Source organism: Pseudochryseolinea flava (assembly GCF_003286915.1).
GTDB classification, from domain to species: Bacteria; Bacteroidota; Bacteroidia; order Cytophagales; family Cyclobacteriaceae; genus Ohtaekwangia; species Ohtaekwangia flava.
This window is the reverse complement of the sequence record NZ_QMFY01000005.1, coordinates 302,861-323,571: the sequence shown is the minus strand read 5'-3', so window position 1 is coordinate 323,571 and position 20,711 is coordinate 302,861. Positions and strand designations below refer to the sequence as shown.

The window sequence follows — 20,711 nt, the reverse complement described above, 5'->3', positions numbered from 1 at the left end:
TCACAAAAAATTAATGTTGCGGTTATCGACCGAATGGATTCAACGCTGAAAGGGCACGTTTTCCGCCACCCATCTTATTCATCGTCTTCATCATTTTTCGCATCTCACCGAATTGCTTCAACAATTGATTTACCTGCGGAACAGAAGTACCACTTCCTACGGCAATTCTATTCTTCCGGCTCGCATTAATCATATCTGGATTTTCGCGCTCCTGATTCGTCATCGAGCGAATAATTGCCTCAATTGGCTTGAATGAATTATCGTCGATATCAATCTCCTTCATGGCTTTACCCATTCCCGGAATCATACCCAATAAATCTTTCATATTACCCATCTTCTTCACCTGCTCAAGCTGCGATAAGAAGTCATTGAAATCAAATTGATTTTTGCGGATTTTTTTGCTCAACCGCTTCGCTTCTTCTTCGTCGAAAGCTTGTTGTGCTTTTTCAACGAGGGTAACCACGTCACCCATGCCGAGAATACGGCTCGCCATACGATCAGGATAGAACCTGTCGATCGCCTCCATCTTCTCACCCGTACTGACGAATTTGATAGGCTTGTCGACAACACGTCTGATCGAAAGCGCTGCACCACCGCGTGTATCACCATCGAGCTTGGTCAATACAACGCCGTTGAAATTCAATCGATCATTGAAAGCCTTCGCTGTATTAACGGCATCTTGCCCCGTCATAGAGTCAACCACAAACAGCGTCTCTGCAGGCTTCAACGCGTCTTTCAAACGCGCGATCTCATTCATCATCTCCTCATCAACAGCCAAACGCCCTGCCGTATCGACAATTACGACGCGATGGTTATTCTTCTTGGCATACTCAATAGCCGCACTTGCGATTTTTACCGCATCCTTATTTTCCGGCTCCGCATAAACATCTACCCCTACTTGCTCACCGAGTACCTTTAATTGATCGATCGCCGCAGGACGATAGATATCACATGCCGTAAGCAACACTGATCGACCTTGCTTTTTCAGATAGCTTGCGAGTTTACCCGAAAACGTAGTCTTACCAGAACCCTGCAAACCGGCGATCAAAATAATAGACGGGTTACCCTCGATCACGATGTCTTCACTCTTTCCTCCCATCAGGGCTGTGAGCTCATCATTTGTGATCTTGATCAAAAGCTGACCTGGTGAAATCGCAGTCAATACATCTTCACCGAGTGCCTTCTCTTTGATCTCGTCCGTAACTTCCTTGGCTACTTTATAGTTAACGTCGGCATCGATCAACGCCTTGCGGATCTCCTTGATGGTGGTCGCAACGTTAATTTCGGTAATTCTACCCTGTCCCTTCAGGTTCTGAAAGGCCTTATCCAGCTTTAAACTTAAATTATCAAACATGGGAATGAATACTAATGGTTAACCGCATTTGCGGGGGGACAAAGTTAATCGAAACTGACGAATAATTACAGGCCAATCGACACTGCTTCCGCACATGATTTATTGTCAAATCGTTGAGATACAGCTATCGGAAGCTCCAATAAGGAAATGGCTCACCTTTATTAAATGTTTTTCTTCCTTTCGGCAATTCCAGAAACCCATCCACACGCTTGAGATTCGCAAAATCGCCAGAACCACCACCTACTTCGGGCGTCGCCACTAACAATCCATTTTCGTTGCACACGCTCACCTGCACGAAGTACGTCAAGTCTGGTTCAAACGAAAATGCATCTCCCAACACCGCCCACTGCGCTTTCTGCTGTACACCTAAACTTTTATAAAGCCAAGGCATCACATACCGGTAGAAACACATGTAGGTCGACACCGGATTACCGGGCAACGCAAACACTGTCTTACCACTTTTCGAAACACCAAACCAAAAGGGCTTACCCGGACGCTGCGAAACTTGATGCACCAACTTCTTCACACCAATTGCCTCGAGGGCTTCCGGAATGAAATCAAATCTACCTTTTGAAACACCGCCTGAAATAATCAGCACATCGTGCGCGGCTTCAATTACTTTTAGCGAGTCTATCACAAAATCCTTTTGATCGTGGAGGTGATATTGTGTTCCATTCCACCCGATATTTTTCATGGCTGCTTGAATCGCATAAGTATTCGATCGCCGTATCTGGTGCAACTCAGGAATTTCATTCACTTCTACCAGCTCGTCGCCACTGGAAATAATGGCAGCTTTTGGAAAAGAAAAAACGGGAACATCGCTGCGACCCACCGATGCTAAGAGCGCAATCTCCGCGGGCGATAAGATCATACCTGGTGTGAGCAGGATGTCGTCCTGTTTGGCATCTGATCCTTGTCTGTGAATGTGATGTCCCTCCTTCACAGCGTCGGACATGATGGTCGCTACATTTTTTTGAATGACGATATCCTCATATCGAATCACCGTATTGGTCCCCTCTGGAAGTACAGCGCCAGTCATGACCTCAATGGCATTCTTGACATCCGACAGATTTACGGGTGGCTGACCTGCACGTTGAATTCCCTCGATCGTGAATTCCTTTCTTCCATTTTTCAGTTCACTAAACCAAAGCGCAATGCCATCCATTGCTACACGATTGAAAGGCGGGAAGTCTCGGTCGGCAGAGATCGGCGCACCAAGCACGGCACCGTATGCATCATTAAGATCTACCACATGCACGGGTGGCTTAAATAGATTGGACAGCACCACACCGGTTGCTTCTTCGACACTTACCATGATTAATAAATTATTAACTTTGTTTCCGTCCGAAGATACATGAGTAAAAAGAAATTTACACACGTTTCGCCCAGTGGACTTCCACAGATGGTGAACGTCTCTACGAAAACTACAACGCTTAGAACCGCGCGTGCACAAGCGGTCATCAATCCAGGAAAGGAAATTCTGAGTTTAATCAAGGACGACGAAATCATTACCAAAAAAGGCCCCGTGTTTCAGACCGCCATTATCGCCGGCGTGATGGGCGCCAAAAATACCGCGACGTTAATTCCATTCTGCCACCCTATCGGTCTTGAAGATTGCCAGGTAGAAATAAAAGTTGTCAAACAAAAGATTGTGATCCAAACAATGGCGGTGATCACCGCTAAAACCGGCGTTGAAATGGAAGCCCTTACGGCGGCTAGTGTTGCAGCGCTCACGATTTACGATATGTGTAAAGCGCTTTCGCACGATATCATTATTGAAGAAATTAAATTGATGGAAAAGACCGGCGGCAAAAAAGATTTTAAAAGGAAGTAATCTACCATGACCCTACGCAGACGACTTTACCTTACCCTTGAACCCACAGAAAAGGGTGGTCTCCCTGAACGCATCTTTGAAGCATTCCTCATCATCATTATCATCCTCAACATTGGTGCTATTGTTTTGGATTCCGTCCAAGAAATGCACCGCGACTATCAAACATTTTTCTATATCCTGGAAACTGTTTCAATCGTTCTGTTCTCGTGCGAATATGTACTGCGTATCTACTCCATCGTAGAAAATCCAAAATATGCAGACCCCGTAAAAGGGCGACTGCGCTTTATGATTCGACCGATGGCCATCATCGACTTGTTATCATTTCTTCCCTTCTACTTAGCTTTTCTTCCGCTGGACTTACGCGTATTGCGAATCTTCAGACTGATGGTTGTATTTCGGCTTTTTAAGATTGCACGTTATTTGCATGCCTTAAAAATATTCCGACGTGTAATCGCAGATCGAAAAGAACAACTGGTCCTGAGTTTCATCTTCATCCTCTTCATACTCGTGTTGATATCATTCGCCATGTTTTATGTCGAAAAAGATAATCCTGATCCTAAAAATCCTTTCACGAGTATTCCAGCAACGATGTGGTGGGGCATCGCTACACTGACTACAGTTGGTTACGGCGATATGGTTCCTGCAACGCCGTTGGGAAAAACGTTAGGCGGACTTTTCGCTATCGCTGGCGTGGGACTTCTCGCCCTCCCTGCCGGTATTCTCTCTTCTGGATTTTATGAGCTGCTTCACAAAGAGATTAAACCAGAGCCAAAAAAATGTCCGCACTGCGGAAAAGACATTCACGACCACAACTAGTGAACACGTTACACACAGAAATTTTCGGTTTGATCCTCTCCGGTGGAAGAAGCTTGCGCATGGGTCAAGACAAAGGACTCATTCCTTACTATGGAAAGCCACAGCGCGAATATTTACATGATCTCCTCTCAACAATATGCCATACGGTTCACCTGTCTTGCAAGTCAACAAACGACATTCCGAACTGGTTAAACCCACTCACCGACGCGTATGAATTGAACAGTCCGCTCAATGGAATCTTTACTGCCCTGGCGCATAACCCATCCGTTGCATGGCTCACCGTTCCAGTAGATATGCCGCTCATTGACGAGGAGGCAATTCGATTTCTGATAGATCATCGTGATCCAAAAAAATTAGCGACATGTTATGTCGATTCAGATGGCGAAAAGCCTGAACCATTGTTCACACTATGGGAACCTGCTGCTTTGCCGCACCTTCAAAAGTTTTATCTCGCTGGCGAATTCAGTCCGCGAAAATTCTTGATCGAGCATCCTGTAAATCTCTTGATACCAACGTCGAAAAAATTTTATCGCAACGTAAATAGTCCGGAAGATCTTAGTGCATTCCTCGGAGATGATGTTTAGCACGTTCAAATTTTTGAGCGGAGAACAAAATTGATCGCTAAACATACCGCGATAGCTTAGACCTTACGTTTTGTTTTGCGTGCGTAAAAATGAGGTCAAAAACACCAACATCGATGAAATGCGTGCAAAAGCGATGGAATTGCCACGTGCGAAAAATCGACGACAACGTTATCATCATGAACAGATTAAAGTGCTCTCGATGAAGTGAAGATTTTTCAGATAAACACTTCTATACAACGGTGTCAAGACATTTTGAAAAACTTTACCGAATGAAATCAAATCGCTTAGAATTGAATGTTTTCATTTGAAGCGCGTCAAAAAATAAAAAATAAGTATCATCAATCTTACACGCAGACAAGCGTCTATACTTTCCCAATCTTTTCAACGGGCGGCCATTGTATCTTCGATCCACCTTAACACAGTCGGCGTATGAAATCTGGGAAAGTGAACATCAATCCAATTTATCGGGATCTATTGGTTATTTTGGTAATAAGCTTGGGCATTGCTGTCGCGATCGTATCTGCAGTCATTGTCATCTTTGCGTAACATCACATAAAGGTTATTACACAACAAAATAGTTTGTTGGCATTGTTGGTTAAAGGGCTTTGCTCATTGCATTTTTCCCTGTTTACGACTTAAAAATAAAAAAGCCCACAGCGGACATGCTACGGGCTCTGAGATTAAAGTCAACCAATATTAATTGACGGCCATGGCAGGACGTGCGGATACCCATTCCTCACCATCTTCGAAAACTTCTTTTTTCCAAATCGGTGCATTTGCTTTCAATGTATCGATGATATACTGACAAGCTTCAAATGATTCGCGGCGATGCGGCGATGCAACGGCTACCACAACGGATACCTCGCCCGGTTTTAATGTACCGATGCGATGGCTAACAGCCCAACCTAACAGCGGCCAACGATGAGATGCATCATCAATAATTTTTCTGATCTCATTTACCGCCATGGTTTCATAGGCTTCATACTCCAACCATACTACATTCTTTCCATTCGCATTATTGCGAACAGTACCGATAAAAACATTAACAGCTCCGGCACCCAAGCTCGAAGCTGTATCGATGACTTTCTGTACGTCAATTGGCTTTTCGGTGATTTTGATCATGATTCGAAAGGGTTGGTGAAAAAATCTTTTTTCGAAGGGGTTATGAAGTTAAAGACTTTGTGAGCGAATTGCAAGATAAAACTGAGGTTAAGCATTCGCTGTGATGCAAAGAAAATTTTATTCTGAGCAATAAGTTGAATTCAATTCAGGTTTCAATTTACCCGCCACTTACCGGTGGTATCAAAGCAATTTCGTCACTTTCGCTGATCACTTGATTGTCTTCTGCGTACGTATTATTCACCGCAATCAAAAGTGAACGAAGGCCCTGCAACGCCGGATGCTTTTGAAATAATTGATTTCGCAGCGCTGCAACCGTTTGTCCTTCGAGCTCAACGACAGCCTCCTTCCCACCAAGAATATCTTTCGTCACACCGAAGGCTTTAACCTTGTACTTCATAAGCCGTTTTTATTTGAAGCGCTAAATAAGTATTTCCTATCTTTAACCGCAAAGTATCTCAACTTGATTCTTTACGACAACCATAACCGTCCTATTACCTACGTAAGGCTTGCTGTAACCGACCGGTGTAACCTCCGCTGCTTTTATTGCATGCCAGAAGAAGGAATCAAGTATCTCCCGAAACAAGCGCTACTCACCTACGAAGAAATCGAGCGGTTAATCAAGCTGCTTGCGTCGATGGGCGTATCTAAGGTTAGGCTTACTGGCGGAGAACCTTTCGTCCGTAACGACCTCATGGAACTCATGAGCCGCATCGTTGAAACCCCAGGCATCAAAGACGTTCATCTCACCACCAATGGCGTACTCACGGCACCGCATATTCCTGCCATGAAAAAGATGGGCATCGCTTCCGTGAATTTAAGTTTGGATACACTCGACAAAGGTCGATTCCATACCATTACCCGGCGCGATGAATTTGATGCCGTAATGAACACCTATCACCAACTTATCGCCCATGGTATTCCAACGAAAATCAATACCGTGGTGATGGAAGGAAAAAATATTGAAGACATCATTCCACTGGTTGAACTCACCAAAAACCATCCGGTTGATGTTCGCTTTATCGAAGAGATGCCCTTCAATGGTGAGGGCACGCACTACCCCGTCTTAACTTGGACACACAAGAAAATTCTCGAGTACATTCAGTGGCACTATCCAACGTTAGATAAGTTGAAAGATGCTGCTCACTCAACGTCTTACAACTACGCGGTGCCTGGACATAAAGGAACTGTCGGTATAATTGCCGCCTTCAGCAGAACTTTTTGCGGAACCTGTAACCGCATTCGCGTAACAGCGCAAGGCACTTTAAAAACTTGCCTTTACGACGACGGCGTACTCGACATTCGAAAAATGATGCGCGACGGCTGTACCGACGACGAACTTCGCTCTGCACTTTCCCGAGCATTCAACCAACGTCCTGCCGATGGATTTGAAGCGGAATCAAATCGAAAAAATCACCGCCCAGCACACGAGTCGATGTCGACCATTGGAGGGTAGAGTAGCTACGCGTTACGAGCTTCGAGCTGCGAGAGATAGGTTGCTCTCGGTTAACCATAAATTCCCTATAAAGATCATCTCATGACGCTCCGAAGAAGCTACGGTCGGCTATACTACAAAGCAGATTTACAGTCCGTTACATGGATGCGGTGCTTGCAAAGGGTAGCAACCATGATTCCCGAGTCACGAGCCGGTGAGAAAAGCTGAAAATGGCGAATGGCTTCTAGCCACTGGTCTTTAGCAGGTAAATATGAGTCGCGTTATTGGTCTTTCAAATCCTGACGCTGCCATACTTCGCGCCTTTGCGGTAAAAGCTACTCGTGGCTTGCCATCATCACCGAAAGACTTTAGAGCTTATCGTTGTACAGGCCCTCCCCCGTCCACTTTCTGCTTTCCGCTTTCTGCTTTTAGCTTTTAAATTCTATTTTGCACCTCCGAAATCAGGACCATGAAAAAAATCAATTTTACCGAACAGGTTTTACCGCACATTATTGCTGTCGCTGCCTTCGTGGTGGTAACAGTCTTCTTTTTCAAACCCGTATTCTTCGACAACCAAAAACTTCAGCAAGGCGATATCCAGCAATGGGAAGGATCATCGAAAGCCTTGCGCGACTATCGCGAACAAACTGGTGAAGAAGGCCTCTGGGCAGATATGTTCAGTGGTATGCCAGCCTATCTTATTAACGTACAATGGAGCTACAAACCCGTCACATACATTAAGAAGGTTTTATCGCTCGGGTTGCCGCACCCTATCGCGAATATCTACTTTGCTTTTGTTTGTTATTATATCCTCCTACTTGCCTTTGGCGTTCGACCATACTTGTCGATTGCCGGTGCTATCGCTTTCGGACTATCCACCTACATGATCATCGGACTCAGTGCCGGTCATAGTGGAAGAATTGGCGCGATTGCCTTTATGCCACTGGTCGTTGCGGGACTTCACCTGGTGTTCACCAATAGAAGAATACTCGGTGCAGGAGTCACAGCAGCAGCCATGGCGTTGCAGTTGATTGAAAATCACTTGCAGATTACGTACTATCTACTCATCATCGTGGGTGTATACATGCTGGTACAATTCATCTATTCATTGCGTGCTAAGCAGATCTCCGAGTTTTTCAAAAATGTAGCAGTCGTTGTGCCCGCAGCCGTGTTGGGTGTTTGCACTTTTGTTGGACCACTCTGGGCGATTTCAGAATATACACCTTACTCTATCCGTGGAAAATCAGAACTCGTTGGCGCTAAAGTAGAAGTTGCGGGCAGCGGTCTTAACAAGACTTACGCTTTTGATCACAGCAATGGCATTCTTGAACCGATGTCGCTGATGATCCCCGATTTTTATGGCGGAAGTAAAATTCAGTTTCTTGTTGAAGATCAATCCTCAGATGTATTCAAAGCGCTCACGAGTGGCCAGGTAAAAGATCAGGAAACTGCAAATCAACTTGCACGAAGAAGTTTTTCTTATTGGGGACCACAAAGTCTTACGATGGATTATTACGCCGGCGCGATCATGTTCTTCTTGTTCGCGTTGGGAATATTATTCGCCGAAAGAAAATACATCTGGTGGTTAGTTCCAGTCGGATTGTTCTCGATCATGCTGAGCTGGGGAAGCAACTTCGAGTCGTTCAACTACTTTCTCTTCGAACATCTTCCGGGTTACAGCAAATTCAGAAGCCCAAGTTTTGCTATTGTAATATTTCTTTTCACACTGCCTTTATTGGGCATGATCGGATTAGAAAAATTACTGACGACAGGCATTGATAAAACGACTCGCAAAAAGATACTCATTGCCTTCGCTGCCACTGGCGGACTATGCCTCCTCATCATTCTCTGTTCTGGGTTGTTCAGCTTTATCACCGATGCTGAGACAGATCTTCCAGCGTGGTTCCAACAGGCATTGCGTTCTGACCGCCAGTCACTCATGATTGGTGATGCATTCCGATCATTGATCTTCATCACAATTGTGTTTATCGTAATTTTCATCGATCTGCGTAAGCTTGTTGCGCCGGTTGCGCTTTATGCAGTGATCATTCTCGCGATACTGATCGACCTCGCCGTCGTGAACAAACGCTCCCTCACTGAAAACAATTTTCATCCTGAAACCCAAAGTGTATTTGCGCAAACACAAGGTGATAAACTTATTCTTCAAGATACATCATACTACCGCGTATTTAATGTTGGCAATCCGATGAACGATGCGATGACATCTTACCATCATCATTCTATCGGTGGATACCATGGGGCGAAAATCCGTCGCTATCAAGATCTATTCGATTCTTGCATGGTGCGAGAAATCCAATCTTTATTCTCCGATGCTCAACGTGGCAAACTCAACTTTGCAAAATACGCGGTGATGAACATGCTCAATGTAAAGTACCTGAAAGATGGTGACCGCGCATTATTAAACAACGCGGCGAATGGTGCGGCTTGGTTTGTAATGGGCGTGATCCCAGCAAACAGTCCAACGGATGAACTTCAAAAAGTATGTCAGATAAATTCGAAGTCAACCGCGGTGATCGACGTTTCCAAGTTCACCATCCAAAACTTTACCGCCGACAGTGCCGACGTCATCAATGTGGTAACGCATAAACCAAACTACATGAAGTACGAAAGTGAGTCAAAAGGAAATGGCCTCGCTGTATTCTCTGAGATTTATTATCCCGAAGGATGGATTGCTACGATCGACGGAAAAGAAGTGCCGATCGTAAGAGCCAACTATGTACTCCGTGCACTTGAAATTCCCGCTGGCAAACACGTGATCGAATTCTCATTCAAACCAGACTCATACTACGTCGGCAACAAAATTACAATGGCTTCATCGTGGGCTGTGTTGTTGTTGCTTCTTGGCGCGATTGGGTATTCGTTTAGGAAAGAGGATTAGTTAGTTGTCGGTTATCAGTTATCTGTTATCGGGTTGTCTGTGGTCCGTTATACAGGTATTGGTTGCCAGTTGCTGGTTACCCGTTTCAGGTGACGCGAAGTTTCTAGCTGCGAGATTATAAACTCAAATATTTACTAAAGCTCTGTCGTAGGATGGAGCTTTTTTCATTGGAGGAGCTTGGTCAATGATTGTCAAAAATTTTGCTGTCTGTGAAACTTTTTTTTCGCGAGCCTCTGCCCTTCAACGGTTTCTGCGTTGCTATAAATTAAACTCACGATAGAAAAAAAAGAGGCCGCTCTCGCAAACCTCTTTTTTAATGTGCTGATATGTTGACGTGTTGACGTTTGGAGCGCTGTTGTCAAAGTGTTCGAGTGTTCAAGAAGAAGGACACGATAAAACAACCTCAACTAGCAAACCGGACACCGGAAACTGGCAACCGGAGACACCAATATACCGATAACTGATAACCGATAACCGATACCTAACTACCCCAGCTTCTCCAACACATCCATCACTTCCCGAACAGCCTTACGACTTGATTCCATGAGTGCTTTTTCTTCGGCGTTGAGATCGAGTTCGATAATTCTTTCGACACCATTTTTACCAAGGATTACCGGCACGCCTAAGTAGCAATCTTTGATGCCGTATTCTCCTTCGAGTTTAATACATACTGGGAACACGCGACGTTGATCTTTCACGATCGCTTCTACCATTTGTGCGGCAGCAGAACCCGGCGCGTACCAAGCCGATGTGCCCATGAGTTTTACGAGTTCACCACCGCCGACTTTCGTACGTTCTAGAATTGCATTGAGTTTGTCTTTGTCGATGAGTTCGGTTACCGGAATACCCGCCACCGTTGTATAACGAGGCAGTGGTACCATCGTATCGCCATGTCCGCCAAGGAGCATCGCTTGAATATCTTTCGGGGATACATTTAACGCTTCGGCAAGGAAGGCGCGATAGCGTGCGGTATCCAGAATACCAGCCATACCCATGATGCGCGTTCTTGGAAATTTAGAGGTAATGTGCGCTTGGTAAGTCATTACATCCAGGGGATTCGAAACAACGATGATAATTGCATCGGGAGAATGTTTAACAATATTCTCGGTTACTGACTTCACGATACCGGCGTTGGTTCCGATCAAATCATCGCGACTCATGCCCGGCTTGCGTGGAAGCCCCGAGGTTATCACCACCACATTCGATCCTGCTGTTTTTGCATAATCGTTTGTGGCCCCGATCGTACGTGTATCGTATAGATCGATCGGCGCTTTCTGCCAAATATCAAGTGATTTACCTTCGGCTAAACCTTCTTTGATGTCGATGAGAACAATCTCATTACCGACTTCACGATAGGCAAGTACATCAGCACAAGTAGCGCCCACATTACCGGCGCCAACAACAGTTATTTTCATAAGGATATGGATTTTAGTAAAAGCAGTTGACTCAATTCACAAAAATTACAAACTCCTAAAAAGAACGCGATCGTTCATCGTTAAAACGATTACAGAACGTTTGCCAAGTTATAACAATCCCACTAAAGAAAAAGGAGTTTAGCTAAAATGTGGATGAACGGAAAAGGAAATGACCTCGCTTGTTTCTGCTTTAACCTTGAATCGATTATCTAATCGGTAGCCAACAACCCATGCTATTTTGCCATCGCACTCCAATACGGTAACATTATCTTTATCGGCGCGCGACACTTTCATGTCTATCAAAAAATCACTGATCTTCTTTCGATGTTCCATTCCTAACGGATAGAAAAAATCTCCTGCCTTCCATTTCCGCCATGTCATCGGAAAGGTTACTTCACTGGCGTCCATCGTCACCTCATGGGGTGTTTTTGTGGTCGACGCTGATCCTGGCACGCTTACCTCCATGGATAACTTTCCAATCGTCACCTTCGATTGCCCTGCCGCTACTTCAACAGGTTCCCAATTCAATGGCCGCGGGGTCACAATCAACGCATCGCGATCGATCACCAACTGATGACTACCGGTAAAAAAAATCTTGCCCGATTGCCCTTTCATGGCTTGCATAATTTCTGTGCACATATCCAAGTTAAATCCTAAGGGGCGAATACATTTCCAAAGAATCGCATCCGGATGATGGAGTTGCTCAAATCCATGCTTATCGATCACCACGCGCTCTTCCTTGCGCACGAGGTATCGCGATTGCCATTGCGAAAGTCCCATGGACAACAATTCTGTTTCACCCGCTATTTTATGCAGCCCGCGACGAATCGTTTGCTCAAGCGATGGGTTGACCTCCTTGAGTTTGGGTAGTACCTGATGCCTGAGAAAATTTCTGGTGTAGTCATCCGAGAGATTACTTTGATCTTCACGCCACACGATCTTATGCGCTTCACTGTAAGATTCTATCTCTGCACGCGTAGCGAACAGCATGGGTCTTACGATTCGATTTTGTTTTACGGGAATACCGGCGAAAGATTCGAGAGACCCGCCATGAATCCAATTCATGATCACCGTTTCGATTGTATCGTTGAGATGATGTGCCGTCGCTACTTGATGATAATGAAAGTCGTCCATCAACTGATCGAACCACGCATAACGAAGTTCACGCGCCGCCATCTGTATAGACAGTCCATTTTCCCAGGCATAATTTTGGGTATCAAATTCGCGGATATGGAAGGGAATGTTTAGTTGCTCGCAGGTGGTTTTCACCAACATCGCGTCGGCATCCGCCTCGTGGCCACGGAGTTTAAAGTTGCAATGGGCTACACCGATAGGAAGAGAAGCGGCCGTGTACAAATGTAGCATCGTCATCGAGTCCATACCGCCACTTACCGCCAGTAAAGTCTTTCCAGACTCACTGATCTGGAAGTTGGAAAGATGGTTTAGAAATTGCTTAAGCACGGATTAAAATTAGAAATTCAATCGAGCAAGTTCGAATTTTGTAGCTTGCGGCTGCATTATCATGAAAATCACGACAATCCATATCATTCGCGTCACGCCATACAAATTAGCAAAAGTTTTCGCCTTCACCGCGTTACTAGTCGCCCTTGGTTTCTCTGCCGTTGCTCAAAAAAAGCTCGACATTAAACATGCCGACAAGCTTAAGGGTGGTAAAACCCCTGAAGGTGAGAAATTTGGTAAGCTTATCGGGAATGTTGTGCTCGTCCAAAATAAGACCACAATTTACTGCGACTCTGCATACTTCTTCAAGGCAAAAAATTACGTCGAAGCGTTTGGTAAAGTGCGCATTACAGAAGGCGACTCGGTGACGATCACCGGTGGCAAACTGGAGTACGACGGTAACAGCAAAGTAGCACAACTCCGTAACAATGTGGTGTTCACCAAACTCGGAACAGCAACCTTGTACACCGACAACCTCGATTTCGATCGCACGCGAAACATGGCTTACTACCGCAATAACGGACGGCTTGTAGACAGCGTGAACGTATTGACCAGCCGAAAAGGATATTACAACGTAAGCACCAACATGGCTTCCTTCAAACGCGATGTGAAGGTGACGAACCCAGATAACACTATGACCTCCGATAGTCTGCAATACAACTCGCGGTCGAAAATTATTTACTTCAGAACACCCACAACGGTGGTGAATAAAAAAGACAGTAGTACCGTCGTTTATGAGCAAGGCTTTTACGAAACACGATCGAAAAAATCTATTCTCGACTTGGGTACGGCCGAGACACCAGATTATAAATTAGACGCTGAGAAGTTTAATCTTGATGACATCAACAAGCGCTACCTTTTCCGTCGCAATGTGGTGATGACGAACAAGAAAGAAAAGCTCATCATTCGCGGACAATCGCTTGACTACTATCGCGCAGAAGGGATTTCAAAGGTATATGACAATGCCTACATCGCGAAGGTCACAGACAATAACGATACATTGTATATCTCTGCCGACACCCTTGTTTCAATCGAAAGCCCTGATCCAACAAAGAAGCGATTGCTGGCCTATCATAATGTGAAGATATTCCGCAAGGATTTGCAGGGTCTTGCCGATTCACTTGCTTATCAAATTTCCGACTCTACGCTGTATTTCTTCAAAGATCCCGTGCTTTGGTCGGAAGGGAATCAGATGACCGCAGACTCGATCAGTATGTTAATCCAAAACAATACGATCGACAAAATTTTCATGGTGTCAAAAGCTTTTGTGATCTCGCAAGACACGTTGATCAATTTCAATCAAATTAAAGGCAGAAAAATGACCACGCATTTCCGAAACAAGAGCATCGATCGTGTTGTGGTGGAAGGAAACGGTGAAAGTTTGTACTTCGCGTTAGATGAGAAAACCAATGTAGCCATGGGCATGAACAAGATCATTTGCAGCTACATTACAATTCGTTTTAAAGAGGGGCGACTTAACAACCTGAGCTTTTACGTGAAGCCGGAGTCTAATTTTATCCCGCCGCATGAGTTGACGCCAGACGGAATTAAGCTTGATGGTTTTTCCTGGAAAGCGAATTTAAAACCCAAACGCAGCGACGTTGTAAAGCCGCAACTTGCACCACTGAAGCCTCAGAAGGAACTCCAAAACCCACCGGCAACGATACCGCCAGGAAAAAAATAAGGTGCGTAACGAAATATGTTGCCATCTATTATGGACATTCCCCCGAAAAGTTTAAATTTTGTGAAATCTCTCTGTGGGGCGTATGAAGAAACTCTTGTTGATGGCATTCCTTATTTTTCCGGCCGGATTGATATTCGGTCAGGGATTCGAGGTTGTCAGTCTGCAAGACTCATACAAAGGCCTGATCGGCGAAACCGTACGCGTTCCTATTCGCTTCAAAAACACCACCGACAAAACAATCATTCTGATCGTTAGAAAAGTAACTGCACAGCTGGGAAGCACGCAAAAAAGCTTTTTCTGTTTGGGGAACGACTGCTTTGATTCGAAAATTGAAGATTACATCATTAAGGTTGAACCTGGTCAAGTTCAGGCAAATTTACAGGTCGCGTTAGAAGCCGGCCTCGTTCCCGGGGTGAGCACGGTGCGCTACGTTGCGTTTAGTAAATCTAGTCCCAACCAGACGTTAGAATTCGACGTGAATTTTAACGTTGAAGAAAATGCTGAAAAACAGAATATTTTTATTTCAAAAGAAATTACTGTCAAAGACATATACCCTAACCCCGTCATTGAGAACGCATACATCGACTACCATTTGACCAGCGAACGTGTAAAGGCTAAGATCGTGGTTCATAACCTGTTAGGGAATACAGTCGGTGAATACGCCCTTCCTATTGGAGAGAATGTTGTCCGAATCAAGGTCGAGGACGTCAGCGCCGGGATCTACTTCTATACCCTCTATTTGAACAATGAGAGCGTTTTCACGCGAAAAATGATGATCCGCAAATAAATCAACTTTTCAACCGTTTTCTTCATCTATCCATCGGAGCCTAAAAAGCTCTTTTTCAGATGTTATCACTTAATACTATATTTGCGGGCTTATGCGTAAAGGACTAGCATTCATTTCATTTGTACTCCTCATTCTGGTGAGTGTTTCGTGCAGCAAATTCAGGAAATTCGAAAAAAGCCCTGATTGGCGCGTGAAATACGATGCAGCGTTGATGTACTACGGTAAAAAGGATTATTACCGGGCTTCGGTACTATTCGATCAAATTATGCCGATCGTTCGCGGGCTTCCTGAGGGCGAAAAGGTGCAGTTTTACCTTGCGTATTGCCAGTTTTATGAGAAGTATTATTTGCTAGCCTCCGAGCAGTTCAAGACGTTTTATGAGACCTATGGCCGTAGCAACTTTGCAGAAGAAGCGCGCTACATGTTTGCCTATTCGCTTTACGAGGCGTCACCATCGCCACATTTGGATCAAACCAGTAGTATCGATGCAATGGCTGCCATGCAGGAGTTTCTAAATCGTTACCCTAACAGCAAGTTCCGTGAGCAAGCCGTTGAGACGATCTTTGCTTCCCAGGAAAAACTTGAGAAAAAAGGTTTTGACAATGCCTACCAATATTACAAGATGCGCAGTTATAAAGCTGCGATCGTCGCGTTGACAAACTTTAGATATAACTTCCCCGACTCTGAATACATCGAAGAAGCTTCGTATCTCATTGTTGCTGCAGAATATCAACTTGCAAAAATTAGTATTCCTTCGAAGCAGGCAGAACGTTACAAAGCGGTAGTGGAACACTACAAAGAATTTGTCGATAGCTATCCCAAAAGTAATTTCCTCAGAGATGCAGAGAAGTACTATTCAGATAGTCTTTCGAAGTTAAACAGTAAAAAAAACAATAACATCTAATCATATGGCAGTTCAATCGTCAGTTGTTACTCGCGACGTAGAAAAGATCGCATCACCAACCGGAAACGTTTATCAATCGGTAGTCGTAATCGGAAAGCGTGCACGTCAGATCGCCGTGAACATGAAAGAAGAACTCAATAACAAACTTGCCGAGTTTGCTACAACAGTAGACAACCTTGAAGAAGTTTTCGAAAACCGCGAACAGATCGAGATCTCTAAATTCTATGAGCGTATGCCGAAGCCAACAACAACGGCCACCGAAGAATTTCTCGATGGTGCACTCGGTTTCCGCATGCGTGGCGAAACGGATTCAAATCAAGAGAACTAATTCTTTTCCCGATGCTTGCGGGTAAAAAGATTGTCTTGGGTGTGACAGGAAGCATTGCAGCTTATAAGTCTGCTGTGCTTACCAGGTTACTCGTGAAGGCCGGTGCCAACGTTAAAGTTGTGATGACACCCGCTGCGCACGATTTTATCACACCCCTCACGCTTTCAACACTTTCTAAAAGTCCCGCACTCACCGAATTTGTTCGTGATAACTCAGGTCAATGGAATAATCATGTTGACCTGGGGCTTTGGGCCGATGCTATCATCATTGCTCCCGCATCGGCTAATACCATCGCCAAAGTGGCCAATGGTATCTGCGATAATCTCCTTCTCGCAGTCTATCTATCCGCACGTTGTCCTGTATACCTTGCACCTGCAATGGATTTGGACATGCTTCAGCATCCCGCTACACAACATAATCTCCAGCGGCTAACACAATTTGGCAATCGCATCATCGATCCGGGTTATGGTGAGCTCGCCAGTGGATTAATCGGCAATGGGCGTATGGCTGAACCCGAAGACATTATTTCTTTCCTGGAACAGAATCTCACTGACAAAAAAAAGCTAACGGGTAAAAAGGTATTGGTCACCGCTGGCCCGACCTACGAAGCCATCGATCCTGTTCGCTTTATTGGAAATCATTCCAGCGGAAAAATGGGATTCGCAATCGCCGAAGAACTTGCCAACCAAGGCGCCATTGTTAATCTTATTACCGGACCTACCCAACAACATACCAATCACCACGGTGTGAACGTTAAGAAGGTTGTGTCAGCACAAGAAATGTTCGACGCTTGCAACGCATTATTTCCTACATGTGATATTACTGTACTCGCCGCCGCCGTTGCAGACTATCGACCTGCCGAGGTAGCTGCACAGAAAATAAAAAAGAAGGACGAAAATTTGTCGATTGCACTGACCAAAACGCAAGACATCGCCGCTTCGCTGGGTAAACTAAAACACAACGGCCAAGTGATCGTTGGATTTGCCCTTGAAACAGAAAATGAATTGCAGAACGCTATACAAAAACTTGAAAAGAAGAATTTCGACTTGATTGTATTAAATTCATTGAACGATAAAGGCGCAGGCTTCGGACATGACACTAACAAAATCCGAATCATCGATCGATCACAAAACGTATCGATGTTTGATTTGAAGGATAAGAAAGCTGTTGCCCGCGATATTGTTCACGCCATCATCGAAAAAATTCATGACTAGAAGATTCCTCGCCATCATTTTGTTGTTGCTCCCATGCGTTACCATCGCACAAGAGTTACGTTGCACTGTAACGATTAACTCACAACAAATTGAAACTTCAGAACGCGGTGTATTTCGCGACATGAAGAATGGATTCGAGCAATTTTTAAACGGCCGCAAGTGGACTAACGATACTTATAAAAATCATGAGAAGATCGCTTGCAATATTCTGGTAACGATTACCAAAATGCCTTCGATAGGATCATGGAATGCCTCCGTGCAAGTTCAATCAGCACGTCCGGTCTACAACACAAACTATTCAAGCCTACTTTTTAATTTTGCCGATCGCGATTGGGCATTCGATTACATTGAATCAAGGCCTTTAGACTTCAACGATAATTCATTTACCGACAACCTCACGTCGATGCTTGCTTTCTATGCTTATGTAATCATTGGTATGGACTATGATTCTTTCAGTGAGCTAGGTGGAACGCCCTATTTTCAGAAAGCCTTACAGATCGTAAACAATGCACAGCAGTCGTCAGCACCGGGATGGCAAGCGCAAGGAAGTAACCGTAACCGGTATTGGTTAGCGGAGAATCTTGTAAACGGCCAAATGTCGGATTTAAGAAAGGCATTTTATACCTACCACCGCTTAGGACTGGATATATTCGACACAGAACCTGACAAGTCGCGTGAGGTCATTTTGAAAGGACTGAAAGATGTTAAGAAAGTTCGCGACATCAATCCAAACGCCATACTCGTGATCAGCTTCTTTGACGCAAAAGGAAAAGAACTTGGTAATATTTTTTCTAGTGGGAACATCCAAGTACGCCGACAAGCCTATGACATCATCACGACGATCGATCCGTCGAACCGTTCGAGTTACGACAAAATCATCGAGAACTAAATCTTCCGCTAGGTATTGGATTAGTAGGGTGATTTAACCAGATTGAATCCAAATTTCATTTCTTCTATGGGCACTAAACAACTCCGCTTGAGCGACGCTGCGCAAATTAAAACGCGTATTGGCAGCTTTGTCGGAAAACCTGTAAACCTCGTTCTTAGCGACAACACCGCGCAAACAGGATTACTGGAAGCTGTCTCCGAATCGTCGATTGTACTGCGCAACATGCGATTAAAGAAAATGAACTTTACCTTAAATCAGATCACAGAAATCTATATTGATACGAACGCCTAATGCTGAAGCATCTTACGATAAAAAACTATGCACTCATCAAGCACTTGGAGCTTGATCCATCTGCCGCACTCAATGTTGTTACAGGTGAAACAGGCGCCGGAAAATCGATCATGCTCGGCGCGATTGGATTGCTCATGGGCAATCGGGCCGACACGAAAGTGTTGTGGGACGAACAAGAAAAATGCGTGACCGAGGGTGTGTTCTTTATCAAGAATTACAAACTCAAATCTTTCTTCAAAACAGAAGACCTAGACTACGACGAGAACACGGTGATTCGTAGAGAGATTAGCCCGGGCGGAAAATCGAGAGCGTTTATTAACGACACTCCCGTTACACTAGAAGTGATGAAGAAACTCGGTGGACTGTTAATGGATATCCATTCGCAACATGAAACGCTTCAACTCGCCAACCAAACTTTTCAACTGAGGCTTATTGATGCGTATGCGGAAAATCAAACGTTGGTAGAAGCATATGATGTTGAATGGGCGTCATTCTTAAAAGCAAAGCGTGAGTATGAAACGCTCGCCTCCGAAGCAGAACATTTAAGACAAGAATCAGACTTCATTCGCTTCCAACTTGACGAACTCAAGAAAGCAGATTTGACCAATGGTGAGCAAGAGTCTTTGGAGTCGGAGCTAAAAGTTATGGAACACGCGGAAGAGATCAAGTCGCGCTTTCAAGCTATTCTCGAAACACTTACGCGTTCTGAATTTGCAGTTCAAACTGGAATAAAAGATTCGCGACAAAATCTATCAGCTATCGCAAGCTATGCGCCGCAGTATGAAGCACTTCTTCAACGTCTAGACGCGCTTTCCATAGAATTATCCGACATCATTTCAGAAATCGAGAACGAAGAAAATAAAATTGAATTTGATCCGCAGCGTTCAGAAATCGTAAACGATAGACTTAGTACACTCTATCGACTCTTAAAGAAACATAAAGCAGCGGATGTGAACGCGCTTCTTCTACTTCAACAAAGTCTGGACGAAAAGAATAGCATTACATCAAATCTCGACGAAGCATTGGCCGCGAAGAAGAACGCCTTCGATGCAGCCGATCAAAAAGTACGAGAAGCTGGAAAGAAGCTAAGTAGCAGTCGCCAAAAAGCGCTCCAGCCGTTGTGTAAACAGCTGATCAAACTTCTACAGACACTGGGAATTCCTGAAGCGAATTTGCTGATCGATCATCAAACCACGGAACCAACCAACACTGGCATTGACAAGATCGACATTCTCTTCAGCGCGAACAAAGGTATAGCACCACGTGCATTGGCTTCCGTCGCATCAGGCGGTGAGTTTTCTCGCGTGATGTTTTGTATCAAGTATGTAATGGCCGAAAAGACAGCCATGCCGACACTCATCCTCGATGAGATTGACACGGGTATCTCCGGTGAGGTTTCTATTAAGCTGGGCAACATGATGAAAGACATGTCGAAAAAACACCAGTTGATTACCATCACACACCTTCCTCAAATTGCTGCGAAGGGCGACATGCATTATTTTGTTTACAAAGATAACTCGGCATCAAAAACGATTAGTAACATTCGAACGCTAAATACAACGGACCGCGTAGAAGAAATAGCAAAGATGATTGGTGGAGAAAAACCTTCGAAGATCGCGATCCAAAATGCGGAGGAGCTTTTAAGAGCTTAAGATCACTGTCACGATTTCGGTTCAGATAAAATATAAACGTAGAAC

The 20,711-nt window shown here is 44.6% G+C and carries 19 protein-coding genes; 13 read left to right on the top strand and 6 right to left on the bottom strand.

What is annotated here, in order from left to right; genetic code table 11:
- Positions 1–22 precede the first annotated feature (22 nt).
- On the bottom strand, positions 23–1,354 hold the full coding sequence (gene ffh / locus DQQ10_RS12485; protein WP_112747201.1) for a signal recognition particle protein: 1,332 nt from the start codon (positions 1,352–1,354) through the stop codon (positions 23–25).
- A gap of 124 nt (positions 1,355–1,478) precedes the next feature.
- Entirely contained in the window at positions 1,479–2,669 is a 1,191-nt protein-coding gene (locus DQQ10_RS12480) for a molybdopterin molybdotransferase MoeA (protein WP_112747200.1), read from the bottom strand.
- A 39-nt stretch (positions 2,670–2,708) separates the two neighbouring features.
- On the opposite strand from DQQ10_RS12480, the gene moaC reads away from it, so the two are divergent.
- The 3 genes from moaC to mobA are packed head-to-tail and all read left to right on the top strand — an operon-like array spanning position 2,709 to position 4,588.
- Positions 2,709–3,188, top strand: a complete 480-nt coding sequence (gene moaC, locus DQQ10_RS12475; RefSeq protein ID WP_112747199.1) for a cyclic pyranopterin monophosphate synthase MoaC — start codon at positions 2,709–2,711, stop codon at positions 3,186–3,188.
- A gap of 6 nt (positions 3,189–3,194) precedes the next feature.
- Complete coding sequence (locus DQQ10_RS12470; RefSeq protein WP_112747198.1) at positions 3,195–4,004, top strand: ion transporter; 810 nt, start codon at positions 3,195–3,197, stop codon at positions 4,002–4,004.
- Positions 4,004–4,588: a molybdenum cofactor guanylyltransferase gene (mobA, locus tag DQQ10_RS12465; RefSeq protein WP_165823913.1), complete on the top strand. Its 585-nt coding sequence runs from the start codon at positions 4,004–4,006 to the stop codon at positions 4,586–4,588. Before DQQ10_RS12470 ends, mobA begins: the two co-directional genes overlap by 1 nt.
- 696 nt (positions 4,589–5,284) lie before the next feature.
- Here the strand turns inward: mobA and DQQ10_RS12460 are convergent.
- Together DQQ10_RS12460 and DQQ10_RS12455 are read right to left on the bottom strand one after the other, a co-directional pair.
- Positions 5,285–5,710 (bottom strand): molybdenum cofactor biosynthesis protein MoaE, encoded by a 426-nt coding sequence (locus tag DQQ10_RS12460; protein ID WP_112747196.1) that lies wholly within the window; start codon positions 5,708–5,710, stop codon positions 5,285–5,287.
- 157 nt (positions 5,711–5,867) lie between these two features.
- Positions 5,868–6,107, bottom strand: a complete 240-nt coding sequence (locus DQQ10_RS12455) for a MoaD/ThiS family protein (RefSeq protein WP_112747195.1) — start codon at positions 6,105–6,107, stop codon at positions 5,868–5,870.
- A 66-nt stretch (positions 6,108–6,173) separates the two neighbouring features.
- Between DQQ10_RS12455 and moaA the strand changes: the two genes are divergently transcribed.
- Together moaA and DQQ10_RS12445 are read left to right on the top strand one after the other, a co-directional pair.
- Positions 6,174–7,163, top strand: a complete 990-nt coding sequence (moaA, locus tag DQQ10_RS12450) for a GTP 3',8-cyclase MoaA (RefSeq protein ID WP_112747284.1) — start codon at positions 6,174–6,176, stop codon at positions 7,161–7,163.
- Positions 7,164–7,611: 448 nt separating this feature from the next.
- A complete protein-coding gene (locus tag DQQ10_RS12445) occupies positions 7,612–10,041 on the top strand; it encodes a YfhO family protein (protein ID WP_112747194.1) in 2,430 nt (809 codons plus the stop codon).
- A gap of 485 nt (positions 10,042–10,526) precedes the next feature.
- Here DQQ10_RS12445 and mdh read toward each other — a convergent pair whose 3' ends face one another.
- The gene (mdh, locus tag DQQ10_RS12440; protein ID WP_112747193.1) at positions 10,527–11,456 is read right to left on the bottom strand and encodes a malate dehydrogenase; all 930 of its coding nucleotides are present in this window, start codon (positions 11,454–11,456) and stop codon (positions 10,527–10,529) included.
- Positions 11,457–11,594: 138 nt separating this feature from the next.
- Entirely contained in the window at positions 11,595–12,917 is a 1,323-nt protein-coding gene (gene tilS / locus DQQ10_RS12435) for a tRNA lysidine(34) synthetase TilS (RefSeq protein ID WP_112747192.1), read from the bottom strand.
- A 61-nt stretch (positions 12,918–12,978) separates the two neighbouring features.
- Between tilS and DQQ10_RS12430 the strand changes: the two genes are divergently transcribed.
- From DQQ10_RS12430 to recN, 8 genes are all read left to right on the top strand, one after another.
- Positions 12,979–14,601 (top strand): OstA-like protein, encoded by a 1,623-nt coding sequence (locus DQQ10_RS12430; protein ID WP_112747191.1) that lies wholly within the window; start codon positions 12,979–12,981, stop codon positions 14,599–14,601.
- A gap of 82 nt (positions 14,602–14,683) precedes the next feature.
- Positions 14,684–15,388 (top strand): T9SS type A sorting domain-containing protein, encoded by a 705-nt coding sequence (locus DQQ10_RS12425; RefSeq protein WP_112747190.1) that lies wholly within the window; start codon positions 14,684–14,686, stop codon positions 15,386–15,388.
- Between the two features lie 91 nt (positions 15,389–15,479).
- Positions 15,480–16,292: an outer membrane protein assembly factor BamD gene (locus tag DQQ10_RS12420; protein WP_112747189.1), complete on the top strand. Its 813-nt coding sequence runs from the start codon at positions 15,480–15,482 to the stop codon at positions 16,290–16,292.
- 4 nt (positions 16,293–16,296) lie between these two features.
- A complete protein-coding gene (locus tag DQQ10_RS12415) occupies positions 16,297–16,620 on the top strand; it encodes a DNA-directed RNA polymerase subunit omega (protein ID WP_112747188.1) in 324 nt (107 codons plus the stop codon).
- Positions 16,621–16,631: 11 nt separating this feature from the next.
- Positions 16,632–17,834: a bifunctional phosphopantothenoylcysteine decarboxylase/phosphopantothenate--cysteine ligase CoaBC gene (coaBC, locus tag DQQ10_RS12410; protein WP_112747187.1), complete on the top strand. Its 1,203-nt coding sequence runs from the start codon at positions 16,632–16,634 to the stop codon at positions 17,832–17,834.
- Positions 17,827–18,723: a type IX secretion system protein PorD gene (gene porD, locus DQQ10_RS12405; protein ID WP_112747186.1), complete on the top strand. Its 897-nt coding sequence runs from the start codon at positions 17,827–17,829 to the stop codon at positions 18,721–18,723. The genes coaBC and porD overlap by 8 nt, the downstream gene beginning before the upstream one ends.
- A gap of 66 nt (positions 18,724–18,789) precedes the next feature.
- Positions 18,790–19,014 carry a hypothetical protein gene (locus tag DQQ10_RS12400; RefSeq protein ID WP_112747185.1) on the top strand — a complete coding sequence of 75 codons (225 nt, stop codon included), beginning with the start codon at positions 18,790–18,792 and terminating at the stop codon, positions 19,012–19,014.
- Positions 19,014–20,666, top strand: coding sequence for a DNA repair protein RecN (recN, locus tag DQQ10_RS12395; protein WP_112747184.1), 1,653 nt, complete (start codon positions 19,014–19,016; stop codon positions 20,664–20,666). The genes DQQ10_RS12400 and recN overlap by 1 nt, the downstream gene beginning before the upstream one ends.
- Positions 20,667–20,711: the final 45 nt, after the last annotated feature.